Genomic DNA, 20,988 nt, shown 5'->3' on the forward strand with positions numbered 1-20,988 from the left:
GTTCAGTAGTGCGTAACAGTAGAAGAAAAGGAGTAAGGAAATGGCAATTCCGGCCTATATGTGGCTCAAGGACGACGGCGGCGCCGACATCAAAGGTTCGGTGACGGTTCAGGACCGCGAAGGCAGCGTCGAACTCGTTGCGTTCGACCACGGCGTGCATATCCCGACCGACGGCAACACCGGCAAGCTGACGGGCACGCGCGTCCACAAGCCGATCACGTTGACGAAGGAAACCGACGCGTCGACGCCGTACCTGTACAAGGCCGTGACGAGCGGCCAGACGCTCAAGTCGGTCGAGATCAAGTGGTACAAGATCGACGACGCGGGCAAGGAAAAGGAGTACTTCAACACGAAGCTCGACAACGTGAAGATCGTCGCCGTGAATCCGGTCATGCATGACATCAAGAACCCGGACTACGAGAAGCACAACCACCTCGAAAACGTGGAGCTTCGCTACGAAACGATCACCTGGTCGTACAAGGACGGCAACATTATCCACAAGGACACCTGGAACGAGCGGTCCTGATCCTTGCCGAGGATCGAACCGCCGGCTCCGCGAGCGGTTCTTTTGCCAGCCTGACCGGTTCAGGCTGGTCTTCCTGTCCTAGACACCGGGCCCGGCCAACGGCCGCTCCTCGCCTCCTCCCTCTTCAGACATCGACATGACTCCGCGCGACACGACCCACCTGCTCCGTCGACTCAATCCACACTGCGCGAAGGCGCTCGAAGCGGCCGTGAGCTTATGCCAGACGCGTCTCGCGGACGAGATCACCGTCGAGCACTGGCTGCTGAAACTGATCGAAGCCGGTGACGGAGACATCCCTGCAATTCTGGGGCATTACGGTATCGACATCGACACCGTCTGGAATGCGCTGCTCGCCTCGATCGAGCACCTTCCACGCAACCTTCGCGGCAAACCGGCCCTCTCTCCGCAACTGGCAACCATGCTGCAAGACGCATGGCTCCATGCAGCGTCCGAGACCGACGACGCGACCATCCGATCCGGCGATCTGCTGCAGGCGATCGTCGATCGGCCCCATGTATTGCGTGCACAAAACGCCTGGCCGCTGCTGTCCGTCAGCAGCACGCAGATCCAGCGCGTCCTGCCGCGACTTGCCCATCGTTCGTGCGAGAGCTTGCGTCCGAAGGACATCGAAGCCGGAGCGGATGACCACCCGATCGCTCCTGTAGCCGATCAGACGCCCGCATCGACCGCGCCCGTCGCGGCAGCAACGCTCGCACCCCGGCACACCACCGACGGCAACGCCCTTTCCCGTTTCACGATCGACCTGACGGACAAGGCTCGACGCGGCGCCATCGATCCGGTGTTCGGTCGCGATCGCGAAATCCAGCAGATGGTCGACGTGCTCGCGCGTCGGCGCAAGAACAATCCGATCCTCGTCGGCGAACCGGGCGTCGGCAAGACCGCGCTCGTCGAAGGCCTCGCGCTGCGTGTCGCCGAGGCAAGCGTCCCGAACGTGATTCGTGACGTGCGCATCCTGACGCTCGATTTGGGCCTGCTGCAGGCCGGCGCCGGCGTAAAGGGGGAATTCGAGCAGCGCTTGAAGAACGTCATCGACGAGGTCCAGTCTTCGCCCGAGCCGATCCTGCTCTTCATCGACGAGGCGCACACACTGATCGGCGCGGGCAACGCCGCCGGCGGTGCGGACGCTGCCAACCTGCTCAAGCCGGCGCTCGCACGTGGCGAACTGCGTACGATCGCGGCAACGACCTGGTCGGAGTACAAGGAATTCTTCGAGCGCGACGCCGCGCTCGAGCGTCGCTTCCAGATCATCAAGGTCGACGAACCCGACGACGATGCGGCGTGCCTGATGTTGCGGGGCCTGAAAAGCCGCTATGCGGAATATCACAACGTGCACATTCGGGATGATGCGCTCATCGCGGCAGTGAAGCTCTCGCGACGCTATATCCCCGCGCGGCAACTGCCGGACAAGGCCGTCGACCTGATCGATACCGCTGCCGCACGGGTGCGAATGGGACTCGAATCGCCGCCCGCGGAGCTGCAGCGCGCGCGCGCCGCAGTCTCCGCTCTCGAACTCGAACAGGCGACGCTCGACGCGGACGCGCGGGCCGGTATCGATGACGTTGCGCCTCGGCGCGCGACGCTGGAGAGCGCATTGTCCGAGGCGCGAAACATCCTGACGGGCTTGCAGGCGCGCCATGCCGACGAACTCGAGCTGGTGCGCCTCGTTCACCAGTATCGCGCCGAAATCGCCGAAGACCGCTCGGCGACCCGCCACGGCCAGCTCGACGATATCAAACGCCGACTGGCCGACCGGCAAGGCAAGGCGCCGTTGATCTCTGTCGACGTCGATGCGGCGGCCGTCGGACGTGTCGTTGCGGAATGGACGGGTGTGCCGGTCGGCAACCTCGTCGACGACGAACTGCTGAGCCTGCTGAATCTCGAACAGCAACTGGCCCGGCGCGTGGTCGCACAAGACGACGCGCTGGCTGCGCTCGCCGAGAGCCTGCGCACCGCAAAGGCAGGCCTCAAGAATGAACATGCGCCACTCGGTGTCTTTCTGCTCGCAGGACCATCGGGCGTCGGCAAGACCGAAACGGCGCTGGCCCTGGCCGACCTGCTGTTCGGCGGCGAGGCTGCGCTCACGACGATCAACATGTCGGAATATCAGGAAGCACACACGGTGTCGCAACTTAAAGGTTCGCCACCCGGTTATGTCGGCTACGGCCGCGGAGGCATCCTGACCGAAGCCGTGCGGCAGCGGCCGTACGGCATCGTGCTGCTCGATGAAGTCGAAAAGGCTCACCGCGACGTGCTCGACATGTTCTATCAGGTGTTCGACCGCGGCATGATGCGCGACGGCGAAGGACGCGAGATCGACTTCCGCAATTGCGTGATCCTGATGACGTCCAATCTCGGCAGCGCACGGATTGACGAGATGACCGCCGACGATCCCGAGATTTCTCACGCGACGTTGCTCGAGTCGATCCACCCGCAGCTTGTGGCGCACTTCCAGCCCGCGCTGCTCGCGCGCTTCCAGCCGCTCGTCTATCGGCCGCTCGACGCCGCCGCGCTCGCGTCGATCGTACGGCTCAAGCTGTCGAAGGTCGCCGACCGCCTGCGCCGGCAACACGGCGTCGAGCTGGCGTGCGACGAGTCGTTGATCGACGCGATGGCCGAGCTTTGCCTCGCGCGCGAGTCCGGTGCGCGCAATGTCGATGCGTTCCTCGATCAGCGAATCCTGCCGAGCGTGTCGCGCGAACTGCTTGCGCGCATGACCACCTGTGCCCCACCGGAGAAGATCGTGCTGTCGAGTTCGGCCGAGGGGAACCTGACGATCGATTTTGTCGATCGGCACATCACCGCAGATTACTCGAACCAGACATCTTCCCTACCTCAATGATGGCCAAACCCACTCCACCACGGTTCGACGTCAAGGACACCACATGGAAGTGATTGCGTTGCTTTTGTTGCTTGGATGGCTGTATTACACGTTCAACTTGATACACATTCCCTACACAATTTTCCGCATGTGGCGCGAGCCTCCGAAGATCTGGTGCTTCCTGTCGTGGGGACGATTACTTCGCTATGCATTCGTCTATGCCGTTACCGCTCCGCTTCCGCTCCTCCTGACAATCGCGATTGCTGGGGCTGGCGTCAGCGGTAGCAAAGCTGGCGGCCTGGAATCAATCATTTGGTTTGCATGGGCGGCGCTCTGGCTCTTCCTGGCCGTGGCAGCGGTTGCGTTGCTGATCGCATGCCTTCGGCCGCTGCTCGACCGCGTTTTGGGCCGTCTAAACAGGACCGAATGTGGAAATTGAACAACATCGGAACTGCGACACAATGAACGCCAGCCCCTCGCTTTACGACGTCCTGCTCGGCCGGATCGGCGGTGAGCCGCTTGACGTTCACGACGACCGGACACTCGAGTGCATGAGCGTCCAGCAAAATGTGCAGCGCATCCTGAACTCGCGTGCCGGCGCGCTGAAACACCTGCCGGACTATGGTCTGCCGGATCTGACGAACATCTACAAGGCGCTGCCCGCATCAGCCCACATGCTCAAGCAGCAGATGGAGGCGACGCTCCTGAAATATGAGCCTCGCATCCGCTCCATCGACGTCGACATCCTCGAAAATGATGATCCTGGCGTGCTGGTGAGTTTCGAGATGACGTGTCATTTGAAGAAGGCCGGGCTCGTGCGGTTCGGGACGTACTTCGAGCCGCCCGGGCGCATGTGGGTGAAACGCAGGATTTCGGGGCATGGTTAAAGTGCTCCCGGAAGTCCGGGCCCTGGATTCGTCGCTGGCCAATCCCGGTCGGTCAATACCCACGCCACATGCCGGCTGCCTGCGTCACGCGGGTGCCGCGTGCTCTCGCATCAGCCCTGCCAGCGCCTCCGCCAACGGCGTCTCACCATAAACCCGCGCCGACACGCCGGCCTCCACGTCGATCTGCCCCGCGTTGTGCACGTCGTAGAGATCGACGATCAACTGCGCATGGCGTTCGCCGAGCCCCGCGCGCAGCAGCGTTGCGGTCCATGCGTCGCGCGGCAGTTCGCGTGCGACGATCTCGCGCCCGGCCGCCGCGCCGAGTGTTGCCGCGATATCCCGCACGCTCGCGCGCCGCTGCCCTTCGATGCTGACGATGCGCGGTCCGTTGCCCGGTTGCGCCGGATCGAGCAGCAGCCGCGCCGCCGCGACACCCACGTCGGGCGCCCACACCGTCGGAAACATCTTGTCGACCGGATGATGAAAGCTCGGCAACACGCCGGTGCCGAGCGCGACCGGCAGCACGCGTGCCCAGTTCTGCAGGTGTTCGGCCGCGCGCAGCAGCGTGAGCCGGGTCGGCACCGTTTTCAGCTTCTCTTCCATACGATGAAAGAGCCGCGTGATGCCCGTGTTGCCGTCGCGCTCCGCGCCGTAGTCCGACAGCGCGAGCAGTAGCGGCGGTGGGTTCGCGACGAGCGCGCCGGTCGCGATGTCGATCGTCCGCTCCATTGTCACGGCCGGGTCGCTGTCCGCGACGGGCACCGGACACAGTATCTGCACCGCTTGCGCGCCCGCGATCGCCGCGGCGACCGCCGGGGCATCCGTCAAATCGGCGAGCACGACGTCGCAGCCGAGCTGCGCGAAGCGTTCGCGGTGGCGTGCGTCGCGCAGCACCGCGCGCACGGGGTGCCCTGCGCGGCGCAGGGTCGTTACAGTCGACAGGCCGACGTTGCCTGATGCACCGAAAATCACGAACACGATCCGCTCCCGGGGAATGAAGGTGAGGTGATTGTCGGCACGCGCGGCCGCGATGGCGCGCAGGGATGGATAAAACGGAACAGGAAAGGATGACGGATCAGGCGGCTGTCGGATTCGTCCGCTGCATGGCCGGCGCAGTCATTGTCGAACAAACTGATTTTTGCCGGCATGCCCATGCCCGACGGCCAGCGGATTCCCCGGCCGCCGGCCCGCGCGGCGCACCCGCCTGCCGCCGCGGTTGCTCAACGGTTCCCACCGTCATGCGCAAGCCTCAGCCCGCCCCGCGCTCCCGACCGCGCGATCTCCGTCGGCGTCGCCCCCAGCACGCGATTCATCCAGTTCGCCATGTGGCTCTGATGCGCAAAGCCGGCTTCGAGCGCGATCTGGCTGATGCTCAGCCGCCCTTCGAGCAGCAACGCCTTCGCGCGCTCGACGCGCCGCCGCACCACGTACTGGTGCACCGGCATCCCGAGCGTCTCGCGAAACAGCACCTTGAAATGGGGCACGCTGATCGACACGAGCGCCGCGAGCTCGGCGAGCGTCATGCGCCGCTCGAGATTCGCCTCGACATAGTCGATCACGCGCGCCGCCGCCTTCGGCGCGAGCGTGCGCCGACGCTCGCGGAACGCCGGCTGGCTGTCGGCCAGCCGCGCGACGAGCGCCGTGCACAGGCTCTCCGCATAGAGCGGATCCGACGCATCCTCCGCCTCGAGTTCGGCGGCCATCGCCCACGCGATGTGCTGCAGGCGCGGATCGCGCACCTGCAACCGGCGACGGATCTGCGCCTGCGACGGCTTCAGTTCGAGCTGCTCGAACGTGCGCCGCACGAACGTGTCGCTGAGCGCGATGTGCAGGATCCGGCAGTCCGCGCTGTCGGTCCACTGGCCCGGCAGGCCGGCCGGAATCACGTCGACGTCGCCATGCGCCTGGATGCGCGACACGCGCTCGCCGTCGCACACGCAATCCGCGCGAACCGCCGGACCGATATGCACGCCGATGCGGTGATGATCGGCGGCGGGAATCCGGTACGTGCCCGCGCGGATCTCCAGCAGCGCCGCGCCGAAGCCGCGCCAGCCCAGGCCGCGGCTGGAACGCAGGCTGACCGGCACGCCGTTGTCCGTGGGCGCGGCGAGAATCGGATCGCTCATGGTGTCCCTCCACCCGATCGGTGTCGATCGCGCATTGTGACGCCTTTTCGGGACGCTTGCCGGGCCTGGCCGGCCATTCCCGCGCATTGCGGAAAAAGATCATCCGTTTCTGCTCCGGCCCATCCTTGCGTGCGCGCCAGCGGGCGCGGCGACGCCTACGATCGCCTCATCCGACACCTACGGAGCCCGTCATGCCCGATTGCTGCCCGCCTCGCGCGGCGTTCGCCGCGCCGCCGCCGTCCGGCGCCGCCCGCGTTGCGTCCCCGCCCCGTTCCGACTCCCGCTTCGGCAGCCTCCGAACCGCGATTGCCGCGCAATGCCTGCGCCTGCTCGGCTGGTACCGGCTCGAACGGCTGCTCGCATCGATTCCCGACAGCAACGACGACTTCGGGATCGGCTGACGCGCGACACGCCCGGCGCGCGCCGATCGCCTACTTGCGCCGCCGCTCCTGCGGCGCCGCCGTCGCGCCGTCGATCACCGGTGCGCCCTGCTTGATCAGGAAGTCGCGGAACAGCCCCGTCACCTGCGAGATCCGCCGGTCGGCGAGCGTGATCACGTACCACTCGCGCACGATCGGGTTGCCGGGAAACGGCAGTTGCCCGAGCAGCCCCGCGCGCAACTCGAGTGCACACGCGTGCAACGACAGGAATGCGATGCCGAGCCCGGCCTCCGCCATCTGCTTGATCGCCTCGTTGCTCGACAGTTCGGAGCCCACATGGAAGCGGTAGCCGGCCGTCTTGAACAGGCTCTCGACGGTGGAGCGCGTGCCGGCGCCACGTTCGCGCACGAGCAGGTGCGCGGATTCGAGATCCTTCAGCACGACGCGCTTGCGCTGCATCAGCGGATGCCCCGGCGCCGCGACGAACACCATCGGATGCTTCGCGAATTCGACCGCGTGCGTGCGCAGCTCCTTCGGCGCGCTGCCCATCACCGCGAGATCGATTTCATGGGTGGCGAGCATCCGGATGATGTCGTCGCGATTGCCGACCTTGAAATAGGTCTTCACGTGCGGCCGCGTGGCGGTGAATTTCACCAGCAGCGGCGGGATCAGGTACTCGGCCGTCGTGATCGCGCCGATCCGCAGCGTGCCGCCGAGATCGCCCGTCAGCGCGGCCACTTCGTCGCCGGCCTCGCTCCACAGATGCAGGATCTCGCGCGCATAGCGCGACACGATCTCCCCGGCCGCGGTCAGCTGCACGCCGCGCCCCACCCGTTGCAGCACCGCGGCGCCCACGGCCTCCTCGAGCAGGCGAACCTGCAGCGATACCGCCGGCTGCGTGAGGTTCAGCGCCTCGGCCGCGCGCGACACGCTGCCGAGCCGCGCAATCATGTCCAGCGCCTTCAGCTGCCGGAACGTCGCGGTCTTTCCTATAAGTGAATACATATGAGTCGCTTATAAACATTAAATTGTTCGAGTGGGTTCGAAACTATATCGTCGGTTCTTGAGCAATGTCATCCGAATCGTCATCAGCGGGAGCCACAACATGGACAACATCACGCCTACCCTTGCAACGGATCGCGCACCGCGCGTGCCGCGCATCGTGATCGTCGGCGGCGGCGCCGGCGGCCTGCACCTCGCCACGCGCCTCGGCGACACGATCGGGCGCCGCGGGCAAGCCGACGTCGTGCTCGTCGACCGCTACCCGACGCACTTCTGGAAGCCGCTGCTGCACGAAGCCGCGTCCGGCCATCGCGATCCGGCATCGCACACGATCGAATACGCGGCGCAGGCGAAGCGCCACGGCTTCCGCTTCGTGCAGGGCGCGCTGCAGCAGGTCGACCGCGCGACCCGCACGGCGACGATCGCCGCCGTGCACGATGCGGACGGCACGGAAATCCTGCCGCAGCGCGAACTCGACTACGACGATCTCGTGCTGGCCGTCGGCAGCGTGACGAACTTCTTCAACGTGCCGGGCGCCGCGCGCCACGCGTTGCCGCTCGAAAACCTCGACCAGGCCGAGGATTTCCGCCGCAAGTTCCTCGCCGCGTGCACGAAGGCGAATCACCTGGCCGAGCAGCAGCCCGCGCGGCGCACGGCGCCGATCTGCATCAACGTGATCGGTGCGGGCGCCACCGGCGTCGAGCTGGCCGCGGCGCTGCGGCACGCGGTCCAGCAGTTGACGACGTATCGCTTCAAGGCGCTGGTGTCCGCGCGCGACGTGCACATCCGGCTGATCGAAGGCGGCCCGCGCATCCTGCCCGCGCTCGACGCGCGGTTGTCCGGCAAGATGCACGCGCAGTTGCGCACGCTGAGCGTCGACGTGCTGACGGATACGCGCGTCGCGGAAGTCGGCGCGGACGCGGTCACGACCGCGACCGGCGAGCGCCTCGCGAGCGACATCACGATCTGGGCAGCCGGCGTCGCGGGCCCCGCGATCCTGCGGGAACTCGGCGATATCGCGCTCAACCGGTCGAACCAGGTGCTCGTGACCGACACGCTGCAGACGCCCGACGATCCGCACGTGTATGCGTTCGGCGACTGCGCCGCGTGTCCGTCGGCCGATGCGGGCGGGTTCCTGCCGCCGCGCGCGCAGGTCGCGCACCAGCAGGCCGTGTATCTCGGCGAAGCGCTCGTGCGGCGCCATGCCGGCAAGCCGGTGACGGGCTTCACGTTCCGCGACGCCGGTACGGTCGTGTCGCTCGGACAGGCGGGCGCGGTGTACCAGGGCGACCTCGGCGTGCGCTCGCGCTCGCTGATCGTCGACGGGCTCGCTGCGATCGGCCTGTACAAGTTCCTGTATCGCAAGCACCTGTTCAGCGTGTACGGGTTGAAGCGCGCACTGTTCCAGTCGCTGAGCCACTGGCTGCAAAGCCGCAACCAGCCGTCGATCAAGCTGCATTGATCGCGCGCACACGCGCACGGCACATGACGGCGTATCGGGTTCATCGCCCGGTATGCCGTTTTTTTACATGCACACAACCGGTGCATTCGAATCGGGCACGCGTTTGGCGCATCACATTGAAGCCCGTCGATACGATGCCATTCACGCGCAGGGCCCGCATCGCGCGCATCCCGCGCCGGCGCTGGCCTGCCGCCCGATTCATTAGTCGAATCGTATGAGTCGCATATAAATATTAATTGGTCGCATATTCCGGGTGGACGCTAAGGTATGCGGCATTCCCGTCCGCGAACGGATCTTCACGTCTCAGGAGAAGAATCACCGTGGTCATCGAAGCTATCGTCACCCGTCTCGACGCCGCATTCGCACAGATCGAAGCGACCCCGGATTCGCACGAATCGCGCAACCAGCGCGATGCGATCATCCAGTGGCTCGACAGCGCATCGGAGCAAGGCTATCGACTCGGTCTCGTCACGACGCTGCCGGCCGACCGGCTCAGCGACATGTTCGAAGGCCAGTTCGGCCGCGCGAACCTCGACCGCTTCTCGGTCGTCGTGAGCGCCGCAAACCAGCAGGACTCCATAGCAAATCAGCATCCGTTCGACGTCGCGCTGCAGGCGCTCGGCGTGCCGCCGGAACGTGCGGTCGCCGTCGCGAGCAGCGAACCGGAACGCCGCGAAGCCGAAGTCTTCGGCCTGTCGCGCTGCGTGCGCATCACCGACACGGTGCGGTCGATCGCGTCGGCAGGCGTGCACTGACCTGAGCACCTGCACACGGGCCGGCAACCGCCGGCCGGTCGCATCCCGTCGGCATGCCGACGATTGCCCGACCGAATCCTGACATTTTGCTGTCAAAGTCGCTTGCGACACTTCCGGGCTCGACCGATTCCTCCCGGAACCGCGACGGCGCGCATCCGCGCCGTCGCGTCCGCTTCAAGCCACGATGACACGTCCTTCCCGCACCGCCTCCGCCGTCGCCCTTGCCTGCCTGCTGCTTGCCGCGTGCGGCGGCGAGACGTCGAATCCGCCCGCCACGTCGACCGACAACAGCGGCACGCCGACCGAACCGCAGCCGACGCCCACGCCAGAGCCCACGCCGACACCCGCGACCTACTATCAGACGAAGACGCCGTATCGTCCGCAGCAGGACGCGGCCACCTACGAAGCGCCGCCGGCCGGCTACACGCCGGTCTATGCGGAACTCGTCGCGCGGCACGGCTCGCGCGGGCTGTCGGGCTTCAAGTACGACGGCGCGATCTATTCGATGCTGGTCAAGGCCGAGGCCGACGGCGCGCTGACCGCGCTCGGCGCGCAATTGAAAGCCGACACGTACGCGATGATGAAGGCCAACGCGCTGCTCGGCTATGGCGTACAGGGAATCTCGACGCCCGGCTACGGCAATCTCACGCAAACCGGCATCCGCGAGCACCAGCAACTCGCCGCGCGTCTCGCGCAGCGGCTGCCGGCGCTGTTCTCGTCGGGCGGCCGGCAGATCGTCGTCGTCAACTCGGGGCAGGACCGCGCGGTCGACAGCTCGACCTACTTCTCGGCCGCGCTCGTCGCCGCGCAACCGGCACTGGCCGCCGCGATCACGCTGCCGGCCGCGCCGACCGGCTATCCCGCGAGCGCGCCGGTCGCGCAGCCCGCCGGCACCAATCGCTTCCTGCTGTATTTCCACTCGCTGAAGCCGGCCACCGATCTCGTGACCGATACGTCCGATCCGTACTACGCGACCTATCAGGCGAGCCAGGCATACCAGGCCTATTCGAGCGATGCGACGGCGGCCGACAAGCTCAAGACGATCAAGGCGGATCCGCAGGTCGCGCAAGTCGCGCAGACGGTGTTGTCCGCGCTCGTGTCGCAGGCGTTCGTCGCGAAGCTCGGCACGGACGGCTACACGTTCGCGAACACGGGCACCTACGCGTTCACGTCGTCGGACGGCAAGTTCACCAATACGCTGAAGGGCGACGGCAAGACGAAGATCGCGTCGGCCGTCGACGCCGTGAACGTGCTGTACAACCTGCTGCAGGTCGCACCGGCCATGACGGCCGAAACGGGCGGCGTCACGATGGAGCGATACATCGGCGCGGAGCAGGCGCAGACGCTCGCATACCTGCAGGACGCCGAGGACTATTACCAGAAGGGGCCCGGCATCCAGGAAGCGAATCCGGTCACGTACCGGATGGCGAAGGTGTTGCAGGACGACTTCTTCAACGAAGTCGACGCGATCGCGCGCGGCGACCTGACGCGTGCCGCGAAGCTGCGCTTCACGCATGCGGAGATCGTGATTCCGTTTGCGTCGATCATGAACCTGAAGAACGTGTTCGTGCCGACGCCGCAGGCGCAGACCTACACGTATGCGAACAACCCGTGGCGCGGCGACCAGGTGTCGCCGATGGCCGCGAACATGCAGTGGGACGTGTATCGCAACGGCTCGCGGCTCATCGTGAAGATGCTGTACAACGAGCGCGAGACGGATTTCCAGGCGGCGTGCGACGGCGCGAAGATCGCACCGGCGAGCCACTTCTACGACTACGCGGGGCTGAAGCGCTGTTACGGATATCCGTGATGCGCGGCGGCGCGTCGTCAGTCCACCGCGTAATCGAGATCATGCCAGCGCTTCGCGGATTTCCCGCCGGAGCCGAGATGACCGGCGGGGAAGCGCATCACGGCGATCGCATGAAGCGCCTTCTCGTCGAGCGCCGCGTCGCCGCAACTGTGCCTGACCTTGAGATCGCGGACACGCCCGTGCTCGTCGAGCCAGACTCGCACGATCACGCGCCGTCGCGACGACGCGCTCTGCACACCGCGTGACAACAGGCGATCCATCAGCGACATGATGTGCTCCGCATCCGTTCGATGCCGCGACGCGCGGCGCGTATGCCTCAATGTACGGTCTCGGCGCCCGTGCGTGCCACCCGCGTGGCCTTCGACTTCGCGGCGGCTTGCTGCTTCGGGTCGGCCTTGCCCGCATGCTGCACCTTCCGGGTCTTCGCGGCAACGGCAGCCGCCGGCGCCTTTGACGCAGGCTTCGCGTCGGCGTGCGCGGCGGCCGGCGCGGTCGATTGCGAACCAGCGGGCCGCTGCGCCGGCTTCGCCGCGGCCGGGCGGCGCGTTGCAACGGGCGCCTGCTTGACCTGCCGCGAGTACGCCTTCACGTCCTGGTCGCTCATCCAAGACTCCGTATAGGCCGCCGACGCAGGGTACGAGAGATTGAAATAGGCGACCGACGCCACGAGAAATGCACGAACATGCGTGCGACGATTCGATGCGGTAATGACGAATGCTCCTTGCGATCTGGCTTGACGCCCGATGTCGGCGTCGTCGTGGCGGCACAGTAAAGGAGCGCGTTGCGCATCGCAAGCATCGAACCGGCGATTCAAACGATTCTTAACGTTTCACGCGCGATCCGCCGCGCATCGCGGTCACGCGCGGTGTTCGGCGGCCTCGTTCACGTCGGCCACCTCGACCGCATCCTCTTCCCCGTCGCCCTTTCGCTCGACGCTCCAGGTATGAATCGGCCGGTGTCCGGGCCGCTCCCACTCGGGCGGCATCCACAGATGGCGGATCCGCTGCGCGAGCGGCCCCGGCGCGAACACGTCGCGCCACATGTCGACGAACTCGTGAAGGTTCAGCACCAGGAAGTTGTACGAACGGATCTGCTGCGTGATGCCGTAGTCGACCGGCTCCGTTTCCTCGACATACGTGCCGAACATCCGGTCGAAGACGATCAGCACGCCGCCGTAGTTCCTGTCGATGTAGCGCGGATTGCGACCGTGGTGCGCGCGATGATTCGACGGCGTGTCGAACACGTATTCGAACCAGCGCGGCAGCCGCCCGATCGCTTCGGTATGCACGAAGTACTGGTACGCGAGATCGACGGCGAGCAGGAACAGCACGACCGCAGGCGGAATGCCGAGCCACACCGGCGGCAGATAGAACACGAACACGCCGACGAACGCATTCAGCAGCGACTGCCGCATCGCGGTCGTGAAGTTCATCACTTCGCCGCTGTGATGCGGCACGTGCGCGGCCCAGAACCAGCGCACGCGATGCGACGTGCGGTGGAACCAGTAGTAGCAGAACTCGACGACGACGAAGATCGGCACGATCGTGAAGCCGTTCACCGGCACGTCGAACAGGCGATGCCGATACACCCATGCGAAGATCGCGCCGGTGAACAGGATCCCCATCACGGTCTCCGCGACCTGATAGCCGGCGCCGAGCGACAGGTTCGCGACGATCTCCTTCCAGCGAAACTGCTCGCGCCGGCCGCGCTTCGTTGCAATCGCGAACTCGATCATGAACGCGACCAGGAACACCGGCGTCATGCCGATCAGCAGCACCTGTTTCCAGTCCACGTCGTGGCCCATGAACGCATGCAGCCACGTCATCCACTCTGCCGGCATATCGATCGCCTCTGTCGGGAATTGACGGCCAGTATGGTCGTGCACGGGTCGGCCCGCGTTGACACTTGCGGACGATTCTTTGACACTTTCCGCCATGCCCGCCGCCTCCCCGCTACCGACGCAGCGCGTCTACTACTCGAGCACCTACGTCCGGCTGCTGTTCGACTATCTGTCGGAGCAAGGGCGCGACGCGGCGCGCGTGCTCGGCGAAGCGCGGCCGCCGGAGGACGATCGCGGGCTCACGCTGTACGCGAGCGCGCACTGGCGGCGCCTGCTCGAACGCGCCGCCGATGCGCTCGGCGACCCGCTGCTCGGGCTGCATGTCGGCCAGCGGATCTCGCCCGCGCATCTGGGCGCGCTCGGCTATGCGCTGCATGCGTGCCGCGACGCCGGCGCGGCGCTCGCGCGCTGGCAGCAATACGAACACCTGATCGCGAACGTCGCGCGCATGGAAGTGCGCGTCGAAGCGGCGTCGATCGCGATCGAATGGCACGATGCGCCCGAACCGCTCGGCGCGCTCGTCGACGAAGTGGCGCTCACCGCGATCGTCCAGTTCGCGCGGAACATCACCGGCACGCGCGACGGCCCGGCCGAAGTGTGCTTCGTGCATCCGCCGCCCGTCGACACGCAGCCTTACGCCGACTACTTCGGCTGCCCGGTGCGGTTCGGACAGCCGGTCAACCGGCTCGCGTTTCCGTTGCACCTGCTCGCGCAGCCGCTGCGCCAGCCCGACGATGCGCTGCTGCAGATGATGGAACGGCAGGCAAGCGCGCTACTCGCCGAGTTGCGGCAGACCGACGATCTCGAACAGTCGGTGCGCGAGGCTGTCGCGCGGCTGCTCACGCGCGGCGAAGTGAGCATCGAACAGGTCGCATCCGACATGCACGTGTCGTCGCGCACGCTGCATCGGCGGCTCGCCGAACTCGGGCTCAATTTCCGGACGCTGCGCGAAGACACGCGGCGGCGGCTCGCGATCGACTACCTGAACGATCCGCGCCTGACGCTCGCGGAAGTCGCGTGGTTGCTCGGCTATTCGGAACACAGCGCGTTGACGCGCGCGTTTCGCCGCTGGACGGGCGAATCGCCGCAACAGTGGCGCAGCCGCCAACCGACACGCGCCGCGAACGTCGCGCGTGGATGAAGCCGCGTCGCCGACGACGCGGAAAGACAGGGGCGGATGGCGCGGAGATCCCCGAACTCGGCCTGCCCGGCGATGTCGAACGAACATCGCCGGAGATTCAAATGAAACGCACCGCCCCGCTCATCGCCCTAATCCTGCTCGCCGCGGCCAGCTTGCCGGCCGCCGCCGATACCGGCGCGGACCATGCCGCCCCACCGGTTGCCCGGCCAGCGCGGAATTGCGTGCCGTCCTCCAGCTCCCGCGCCACGTCGAAAGCCCCGCCGATTCGCGTGTGCGTCGGCGATTCCGATACGCAACTGAACCTGCCCTGGTTTCTGACCGACGTTCTGACCGCAGTGGACACGCGCCAGTCGCCGCGCGACCTGCTCCACAAGATGCGCGACGACTTCTGACGCGCGGCCGGCCCGACGTGCGAATCGGCACGTCCGCCGCCTTCGGGTAACGCCTGACCCTGAAAAAAGAAACCCGCGCGACGCGGGTGGGACGACGTTCGCGGCAAATCGACGGTCAATTCCGATGCCGGCCGCGCTACGCGAATATCTCCTGATCGGAGTCAATTACAAAATGACGCCCTTTTTTGAGTATCAATATTTTTCAATCGTGCGTCGCATCTTATACTTGCCGCGCACCATCCTCGTGCCAAGAGAAGGTGTTTTCTGTCCCGGCCGCACCATGATGCGGTCGGGGGTTTTTTCCGGTACGTGGCTTCAATATACATGCATAGCCAATGTATGTTCCGAAGAAACGCCTCGAATCCCGCGACGCTGCCGCGACGCCGCATCCCGCGGTGATCGAATTCGCGGATGGCTCGGGTGCGGTGGCAACGCTATCGCAGCGGGAACACGACGCGCTCGAACCCGACGTCGACGAATACGTGACGAGCAAGCGCCATACGGTCGTCGCGCGACGCTGGCGGCTTCATCCAGCCGACGCGACACGCACCGCGTGGCGAATCGCGCGACGGCTTCCCGCCACCTGATGCCATCGGCACGTACTCCGGCGGGAACCGCACGACAGCGCTAAAATCCGCCGCCTGGGCATCCACGACGAGCAAGCGTTTTGACGGAGTTCGAGCAGGGTTTCATCCTCACCCGCCACTGGCGGGACACCGCGTCCGGCATCGAGATCGAGTTCTGGCTGGCAACCGAACACGGCCCGCGCCGCGTGCGGCTGCGCCCGCAGGAAGCCGTCGCGTTCGTGCCGGCCGAGCAGCAGGCACTCGCCGAACGCGCGCTGGCCGGTGAACGCGACGCCGAGCTGCGCCCGCTCGCGCTGCGCGATTTCCGTCAGCGCCCGGTCGTCGGCCTCTACTGCCGGCGCTACCGTCATCTGTCCGGGCTCCAGAAGCGCCTCGCCGCGGCCGGCGTCGACGTCTACGAAGCCGACGTGCAGCCGCCCGACCGCTACATGATGGAGCGCTTCATCACGGCGCCCGTGCAGTTTCGCGGCGTGCCCGGCCGCGACGGCACGCTGGCCGACGGCGAACTGAAAAACGCGACCGGCTATCGTCCGGCGCTGCGCTGCGTGTCGCTCGACATCGAAACGAGCGTCCACGGCGAGCTGTATTCGATCGCGCTCGAAGGCTGCGGACAGCGGCAGGTCTACATGCTCGGGCCGCCGAACGGCGACGCGCCCGCGCCCTCGCTCGACTTCCGGCTCGACTACTGCGACAGCCGGCCCGAGCTGCTCGCGCGGCTCAACGCGTGGTTCGACGAACACGATCCCGATGCGGTGATCGGCTGGAATCTCGTGCAGTTCGACCTGCGCATCCTGCACGCACACGCGGAGCAGTACGGCGTGCCGCTGCAGCTCGGCCGCGGCGGCAGCGTGCTCGACTGGCGCGCGCACGGCCAGCAGCCCGACCACTTCTTCGCGGGCGCGGCGGGCCGGCTGATCCTCGACGGCATCGACATGCTGAAATCGGCGACGTGGACGTTCCCGTCGTTCAGCCTCGAATACGTGTCGCAGTCGCTGCTCGGCGAAGGCAAGTCGATCGACAATCCGTACCAGCGGATGGACGAGATCCAGCGCCGCTTCGATCACGACAAGCCCGCGCTCGCGCGCTACAACCTGAAGGACTGCGAGCTCGTCACGCGCATCTTCGACAAGGCCGACCTGCTGTCCTTCGCGCTCGAACGCGCGACGGTCACGGGGCTCGCGGCCGATCGCACCGGCGGCTCGGTCGCGGCGTTCACGCACCTGTACCTGCCGCGCATGCACCGGCTCGGCTACGTCGCGCCGAATCTCGGCGACGTGACGGGGCAGAACAGCCCCGGCGGCTTCGTGATGGATTCGCGGCCCGGCCTGTACGACTCGGTGCTCGTGTTCGACTACAAGAGCCTGTATCCGTCGATCATCCGCACGTTCCTGATCGATCCGGCCGGGCTGATCGAAGGGCTCGCGCAGCCGGGCGACGACACCTCCGTGCCCGGTTTTCTCGGCGCGCGCTTCTCGCGCACCGCGCATTGCCTGCCCGACATCGTGCGGCGCGTATCGGAAGGCCGCGACGAAGCGAAGCGGCAGCGCAACGCACCGCTGTCGCAGGCGCTGAAGATCATCATGAACTCGTTCTACGGCGTGCTCGGCTCGACCGGCTGCCGGTTCTTCGATCCACGCCTCGCGTCGTCGATCACGATGCGCGGCCACGAGATCATGCATCGCACGCGCGATCTGATCGAAGCTCAGGGATACGAAGTGATCTATGGCGACACCGATTCGACGTTCGTGTGGCTCGGTCGTGCGCACGACGACGACGAAGCCGCCGGCAAGGGCCGCGCGCTGGTCGAGCACGTGAACCGCTGGTGGCGCGCGCACCTGCACGATCGCTTCGGGCTGGAGAGCGCGCTGGAGCTGCAGTACGAGCGGCATTACCGCCGCTTCCTGATGCCGACCGTGCGCGGCGCGGAGGAAGGCAGCAAGAAGCGCTACGCGGGCCTCGCGCTCGCGGCCGACGGCGGCGAAGACCTCGTGTTCAAGGGGCTCGAAACGGTGCGCACCGACTGGACGCCGCTCGCGCAGGCATTCCAGCGCGAACTCTACCGGCGCGTGTTCAAGCGCGAGCCGTACCAGGACTTCGTGCGCGACTACGTGCGCCGCACGCTCGCCGGGGAATTCGACGCGCAACTGATCTATCGCAAGCGCGTGCGCCGGCCGTTGAGCGAATATCAACGCAACGTGCCGCCGCACGTGCGCGCCGCGCGGATCGCCGACGAATTCAACCAGGCGCGCGGCCGGCCGCTCCAGTATCAGCGCGGCGGCTGGATCAGCTACGTGATGACGACGGCCGGCCCCGAGCCGCTCGAGACGATGCGCTCGCCGATCGACTACGCGTTCTACGTGAGCCGCCAGCTGCAACCGGTCGCCGATGCGATCCTGCCGTTTTTGCGGGACGATTTCGAACGCGTGATTTCGGGGCAGGGGCAACTGTTCGGCGACTGACCCGGCCGCATCGCGAGGCCCCGTCCCGTCACACGGTTGCGCTCGCAACCGCTTCTCGCCCACCATGCCCTTCATGGCGGCACATCCGCGCCGATCGGCATTCATGCCGGCTCTTGCGCCGAGCGATAAGTAAAACCGATCGACCCGGTCAGAAATCCGACTTGGACGCCGCGCACGCCGCAGCGCACAATTTCGTCCATCGCAATCGAACGAAACCCTGATCCTTCGCAACCGAGTTTTCGTGGTGCCCGCGGCCATCGACGTGGCGTCGCCATGCGCTTGAATCAAAAGGAAAAGGCGCGCACGCCGTGCTTGAAATGCCTGCAACACACCTCCTTTTCGTGCGGTCTCCTGTTCCCGCACACCCCACCGCCCTCCGCCACGGCGCATGCCGCAAACCGGCGCCGCACGGCATGACGCGCGGCACGCCGCCTCCGACGCCGTAACCCGGCCGCAGCAACGCTCTTCGCCTGTCTCGCCCAAGGAAACCGACGTGTCGCAAGCCACCGTCGCGCCGCTACGGCCGCGCGATCCATTCTCTATCGATCCGAGAAAGCTCCTTTTCTCGATCAGCACTTTTATCGCCGCCGCGCTTGTGCTGCTGATCTCGTTTACCGTCAGCTTTCCGCGCCCGTGGTGGGCGTTGCTGACCGTGTACGTGACCGCGCAGCCGATGGCCGGCGCATTTCGCCCGAAGGTCATCTACCGGCTCGCGGGCATCGCGACCGGCGCGGTGGTGACGGTCGTGGTCGCGCCCAACCTGCAGAACTCGCCGGCCCTGCTGGTGCTGTGTCTCGCGCTGTGGATCGGCTTCTGCATCTATCTCGCGGTGCTGGACCGCACGCCGCGCGCGTTCCTGTTCCAGATGGCCGCGTTCAGTTCGGCCGTGATCTGCTTCCCGTATCTCGACGATCCGACCAACATCTTCATCACCGCGGTGTCGCGCGTCGAGGAAATGACGGTGGCGATCCTGTGCGTGACGATCACGCACATGCTGCTGAAGCCCGCGAACAGCCGGCCGGTGATTCACGAGCGCGCGCTGTCGTTTCTGGGCGACGCGTGCCGCTGGACGGTCGACGCCTTCGGTACGCAGCACACACGGCTCGAACACGAGCATCGCCGCAAGCTCGCGGCCGACGTGACCGAGCTCGGGATGATCGCGACGACGCTGCCGTTCGACCAGCGCTTCGCGCTCGCGACGCGCGATACGGTCACCGCGCTGCAACACCGCCTCGCCGCGCTGCTGTCGATCGCATCGGCCGCCGCGAACCGGCTCGACCAGTTGCGCGCGCTGAACGCGGTCGATGCGGACACCGCCGCGCTGGTCGATGCCGTGGTCGAGGATCTGAAGGCGTCGCAGGAAGTCGGCGAAGCGCTCGACGTCGGCCTCGCCGCGCGCTGCCGCACGCTGGCGGCCGAGCGCCTGCTCGATCCGACCTGGACGTCGCTGCTCGCCGCGAACCTGTTCGACCGCACCGCCGATTTCATCGACACGCTGCACGCCGCGCGCGGACTCGTGCGGACCTTCGCGGAAAGCGATGCCGAGCTGGAACGCCATCTGCCGCCCGTCGACGGCACGCAGCGCTTCCGGCTCGCGCGCGACCACGGGCTCGCGCTGCTCGCGGGCGCCGCGACAGCCACCGCGATCGTCATCTACTGCGCGGTGTGGATCCTGCTCGCGTGGCCAAACGGTTCGGCCACCGCCGCGTTCGCCGCGCTCGTCACCTGCTCGTTCGCGGCGCAGGACGATCCCGCGCCGGTGATCGGCCGCTACCTGATGTCGACGCTCGTCACCTTTCCGCTCGCCGCGCTGTATCTGTTCGTGATCCTGCCACGTGTCGACGGCGCCGGAATGCTGATCCTGACGCTCGCGCCGGCCTTCGTCTGGATGGGCTACATCCAGGCCGATCCCGCGCGCACCGCGCGCGCGCTTCCGATGTTCTCCTGCTTCATCGTCGCCATGGGCTTTCTCGATCGTTTCCAGGCCGACTTCGCGCTGTTCCTCAATACGGGGCTCGCACAGGTCGGCGGCATCGTCACGACGCTGGTCGTGACCAAACTCTTCCGCTCGGCCAGCACGCGCTGGACCGCGTACCGGATCGTGCGTCAGAACTGGGCCGATCTCGCGCAGATGGCCGACCCGCACCGGCCGCTCGACGCGCCCGCGTGGACCGCGCGCGCGGTCGACCGGCTCGGCCAGGTGGCCGCGCGCATGGCATTCGCGAACCCGGGCGACGCGCTGCATGCCGTCGACGGGCTGAGCGACCTGCGCATCGGCCGCAACATCATCCAGGTACGCGAAGGCCTCGACAAAGGCGATGCGCAGACGCGCATCGCGATCGAAGCCGCACTCGAAGCGGTGTCGAACCTGTACCGCGCACGCGCCGACGCGCATCACCCGATTCCGGCGACGGCGGCGCTGATGCGCACGCTGAACCGCGCGATCAGCGCCGCCGCGCGCAACGCCACCGGCCGCGACGAGGCCACGCTGCTCGCGCTGGTCGGCATGCGCTGCAACCTGTTCCCGCATGTCCAACTCGTCGAAGGAGCGACGCGATGATCGAAGAGATCCACATTTTCGGCATCTACATGCCGTCCGCACTCGCATGGGCCGTCGTCGCGCTGGCCGTCACGTTCCTGCTGCGCGGCGTGCTGCTGCGCCTGCCGCTGCGCGTGCTGCTGTGGCAACCGGCACTCCTCGAGCTGGCGACGTTCTTCGTGCTGTGGTGGGGCATCGCCCGTCTCGCCGACGCCTGTTTCCCGTATCGCCTCCTTTCCTGAC

20 protein-coding genes are annotated in these 20,988 nt (G+C 66.6%); 14 read left to right on the top strand and 6 right to left on the bottom strand.

All coding sequences use genetic code 11. The features are described 5' to 3' along the window. Positions 1-40 precede the first annotated feature (40 nt). From BME24068_RS03515 to tssE, 4 genes are all read left to right on the top strand, one after another. Positions 41-526 (top strand): Hcp family type VI secretion system effector, encoded by a 486-nt coding sequence (locus BME24068_RS03515; protein WP_006494514.1) that lies wholly within the window; start codon positions 41-43, stop codon positions 524-526. A 136-nt stretch (positions 527-662) separates the two neighbouring features. After that, the gene (gene tssH, locus BME24068_RS03520; protein WP_174925159.1) at positions 663-3,386 is read left to right on the top strand and encodes a type VI secretion system ATPase TssH; all 2,724 of its coding nucleotides are present in this window, start codon (positions 663-665) and stop codon (positions 3,384-3,386) included. A gap of 43 nt (positions 3,387-3,429) precedes the next feature. Next, positions 3,430-3,804 (top strand): hypothetical protein, encoded by a 375-nt coding sequence (locus tag BME24068_RS03525; RefSeq protein WP_174925160.1) that lies wholly within the window; start codon positions 3,430-3,432, stop codon positions 3,802-3,804. 22 nt (positions 3,805-3,826) lie between these two features. Further along, positions 3,827-4,252, top strand: coding sequence for a type VI secretion system baseplate subunit TssE (gene tssE / locus BME24068_RS03530; protein WP_096500829.1), 426 nt, complete (start codon positions 3,827-3,829; stop codon positions 4,250-4,252). 84 nt (positions 4,253-4,336) lie between these two features. Here tssE and BME24068_RS03535 read toward each other — a convergent pair whose 3' ends face one another. Further along, positions 4,337-5,230, bottom strand: a complete 894-nt coding sequence (locus BME24068_RS03535; protein WP_174925161.1) for an NmrA family NAD(P)-binding protein — start codon at positions 5,228-5,230, stop codon at positions 4,337-4,339. A 242-nt stretch (positions 5,231-5,472) separates the two neighbouring features. Further along, positions 5,473-6,378 carry an AraC family transcriptional regulator gene (locus tag BME24068_RS03540; RefSeq protein WP_096500833.1) on the bottom strand — a complete coding sequence of 302 codons (906 nt, stop codon included), beginning with the start codon at positions 6,376-6,378 and terminating at the stop codon, positions 5,473-5,475. 191 nt (positions 6,379-6,569) lie between these two features. Between BME24068_RS03540 and BME24068_RS03545 the strand changes: the two genes are divergently transcribed. Beyond that, positions 6,570-6,779, top strand: coding sequence for a hypothetical protein (locus BME24068_RS03545; RefSeq protein WP_174925162.1), 210 nt, complete (start codon positions 6,570-6,572; stop codon positions 6,777-6,779). Positions 6,780-6,809: 30 nt separating this feature from the next. Here the strand turns inward: BME24068_RS03545 and BME24068_RS03550 are convergent, their stop codons facing one another. Next, positions 6,810-7,763: a LysR family transcriptional regulator gene (locus BME24068_RS03550; RefSeq protein WP_174925163.1), complete on the bottom strand. Its 954-nt coding sequence runs from the start codon at positions 7,761-7,763 to the stop codon at positions 6,810-6,812. Between the two features lie 100 nt (positions 7,764-7,863). Between BME24068_RS03550 and BME24068_RS03555 the strand changes: the two genes are divergently transcribed. The 3 genes from BME24068_RS03555 to BME24068_RS03565 all read left to right on the top strand — a co-directional run bounded on the left by BME24068_RS03555 (position 7,864) and on the right by BME24068_RS03565 (position 11,787). Beyond that, a complete protein-coding gene (locus tag BME24068_RS03555) occupies positions 7,864-9,222 on the top strand; it encodes an NAD(P)/FAD-dependent oxidoreductase (RefSeq protein WP_174925164.1) in 1,359 nt (452 codons plus the stop codon). A gap of 320 nt (positions 9,223-9,542) precedes the next feature. Further along, positions 9,543-9,977, top strand: a complete 435-nt coding sequence (locus BME24068_RS03560) for an HAD family hydrolase (RefSeq protein WP_174925165.1) — start codon at positions 9,543-9,545, stop codon at positions 9,975-9,977. Positions 9,978-10,161: 184 nt separating this feature from the next. Beyond that, positions 10,162-11,787: a histidine-type phosphatase gene (locus BME24068_RS03565; RefSeq protein ID WP_174925166.1), complete on the top strand. Its 1,626-nt coding sequence runs from the start codon at positions 10,162-10,164 to the stop codon at positions 11,785-11,787. Positions 11,788-11,804: 17 nt separating this feature from the next. On the opposite strand, the gene BME24068_RS03570 is transcribed toward BME24068_RS03565, so the two are convergent. From BME24068_RS03570 to BME24068_RS03580, 3 genes are all read right to left on the bottom strand, one after another. Beyond that, complete coding sequence (locus BME24068_RS03570) at positions 11,805-12,056, bottom strand: energy transducer TonB family protein (protein ID WP_096500845.1); 252 nt, start codon at positions 12,054-12,056, stop codon at positions 11,805-11,807. A gap of 47 nt (positions 12,057-12,103) precedes the next feature. Further along, positions 12,104-12,391 carry a transcriptional regulator gene (locus BME24068_RS03575; RefSeq protein WP_174925167.1) on the bottom strand — a complete coding sequence of 96 codons (288 nt, stop codon included), beginning with the start codon at positions 12,389-12,391 and terminating at the stop codon, positions 12,104-12,106. Positions 12,392-12,643: 252 nt separating this feature from the next. Further along, positions 12,644-13,627 (bottom strand): sterol desaturase family protein, encoded by a 984-nt coding sequence (locus BME24068_RS03580; protein ID WP_174925168.1) that lies wholly within the window; start codon positions 13,625-13,627, stop codon positions 12,644-12,646. Positions 13,628-13,721: 94 nt separating this feature from the next. Between BME24068_RS03580 and BME24068_RS03585 the strand changes: the two genes are divergently transcribed. The 6 genes from BME24068_RS03585 (at position 13,722) to BME24068_RS03610 (ending at position 20,987) form a co-directional block, all read left to right on the top strand. Further along, positions 13,722-14,768 carry an AraC family transcriptional regulator gene (locus BME24068_RS03585; RefSeq protein WP_174925169.1) on the top strand — a complete coding sequence of 349 codons (1,047 nt, stop codon included), beginning with the start codon at positions 13,722-13,724 and terminating at the stop codon, positions 14,766-14,768. Positions 14,769-14,869: 101 nt separating this feature from the next. Then, positions 14,870-15,160 carry a hypothetical protein gene (locus BME24068_RS03590; protein ID WP_174925170.1) on the top strand — a complete coding sequence of 97 codons (291 nt, stop codon included), beginning with the start codon at positions 14,870-14,872 and terminating at the stop codon, positions 15,158-15,160. Between the two features lie 335 nt (positions 15,161-15,495). Further along, entirely contained in the window at positions 15,496-15,747 is a 252-nt protein-coding gene (locus BME24068_RS03595; protein ID WP_239007628.1) for a hypothetical protein, read from the top strand. 80 nt (positions 15,748-15,827) lie between these two features. Beyond that, positions 15,828-18,206, top strand: a complete 2,379-nt coding sequence (locus BME24068_RS03600; protein ID WP_174925171.1) for a DNA polymerase II — start codon at positions 15,828-15,830, stop codon at positions 18,204-18,206. 493 nt (positions 18,207-18,699) lie between these two features. After that, positions 18,700-20,766 carry an FUSC family protein gene (locus tag BME24068_RS03605; protein ID WP_174925172.1) on the top strand — a complete coding sequence of 689 codons (2,067 nt, stop codon included), beginning with the start codon at positions 18,700-18,702 and terminating at the stop codon, positions 20,764-20,766. Further along, positions 20,763-20,987 carry a DUF1656 domain-containing protein gene (locus BME24068_RS03610; protein WP_096500857.1) on the top strand — a complete coding sequence of 75 codons (225 nt, stop codon included), beginning with the start codon at positions 20,763-20,765 and terminating at the stop codon, positions 20,985-20,987. The genes BME24068_RS03605 and BME24068_RS03610 overlap by 4 nt, the downstream gene beginning before the upstream one ends. Position 20,988: the final 1 nt, after the last annotated feature.

It is taken from the genome of Burkholderia anthina (assembly GCF_902498995.1).
Classification (GTDB): domain Bacteria; phylum Pseudomonadota; class Gammaproteobacteria; order Burkholderiales; family Burkholderiaceae; genus Burkholderia; species Burkholderia anthina.

Bases quoted from the DNA above. Each gene is read 5' to 3' on its own strand.
- BME24068_RS03515 (WP_006494514.1), top strand. From the start codon at position 41: ATGGCAATTCCGGCCTATATGTGGCTCAAGGACGACGGCGGCGCCGAC.
- tssH (WP_174925159.1), top strand. From the start codon at position 663: ATGACTCCGCGCGACACGACCCACCTGCTCCGTCGACTCAATCCACAC.
- BME24068_RS03525 (WP_174925160.1), top strand. From the start codon at position 3,430: ATGGAAGTGATTGCGTTGCTTTTGTTGCTTGGATGGCTGTATTACACG.
- tssE (WP_096500829.1), top strand. From the start codon at position 3,827: ATGAACGCCAGCCCCTCGCTTTACGACGTCCTGCTCGGCCGGATCGGC.
- BME24068_RS03540 (WP_096500833.1), bottom strand. From the start codon at position 6,378: ATGAGCGATCCGATTCTCGCCGCGCCCACGGACAACGGCGTGCCGGTC.
- BME24068_RS03545 (WP_174925162.1), top strand. From the start codon at position 6,570: ATGCCCGATTGCTGCCCGCCTCGCGCGGCGTTCGCCGCGCCGCCGCCG.
- BME24068_RS03550 (WP_174925163.1), bottom strand. From the start codon at position 7,763: ATGTATTCACTTATAGGAAAGACCGCGACGTTCCGGCAGCTGAAGGCG.
- BME24068_RS03555 (WP_174925164.1), top strand. From the start codon at position 7,864: ATGGACAACATCACGCCTACCCTTGCAACGGATCGCGCACCGCGCGTG.
- BME24068_RS03565 (WP_174925166.1), top strand. From the start codon at position 10,162: ATGACACGTCCTTCCCGCACCGCCTCCGCCGTCGCCCTTGCCTGCCTG.
- BME24068_RS03570 (WP_096500845.1), bottom strand. From the start codon at position 12,056: ATGTCGCTGATGGATCGCCTGTTGTCACGCGGTGTGCAGAGCGCGTCG.
- BME24068_RS03575 (WP_174925167.1), bottom strand. From the start codon at position 12,391: ATGAGCGACCAGGACGTGAAGGCGTACTCGCGGCAGGTCAAGCAGGCG.
- BME24068_RS03580 (WP_174925168.1), bottom strand. From the start codon at position 13,627: ATGCCGGCAGAGTGGATGACGTGGCTGCATGCGTTCATGGGCCACGAC.
- BME24068_RS03585 (WP_174925169.1), top strand. From the start codon at position 13,722: ATGCCCGCCGCCTCCCCGCTACCGACGCAGCGCGTCTACTACTCGAGC.
- BME24068_RS03590 (WP_174925170.1), top strand. From the start codon at position 14,870: ATGAAACGCACCGCCCCGCTCATCGCCCTAATCCTGCTCGCCGCGGCC.
- BME24068_RS03595 (WP_239007628.1), top strand. From the start codon at position 15,496: ATGTATGTTCCGAAGAAACGCCTCGAATCCCGCGACGCTGCCGCGACG.
- BME24068_RS03610 (WP_096500857.1), top strand. From the start codon at position 20,763: ATGATCGAAGAGATCCACATTTTCGGCATCTACATGCCGTCCGCACTC.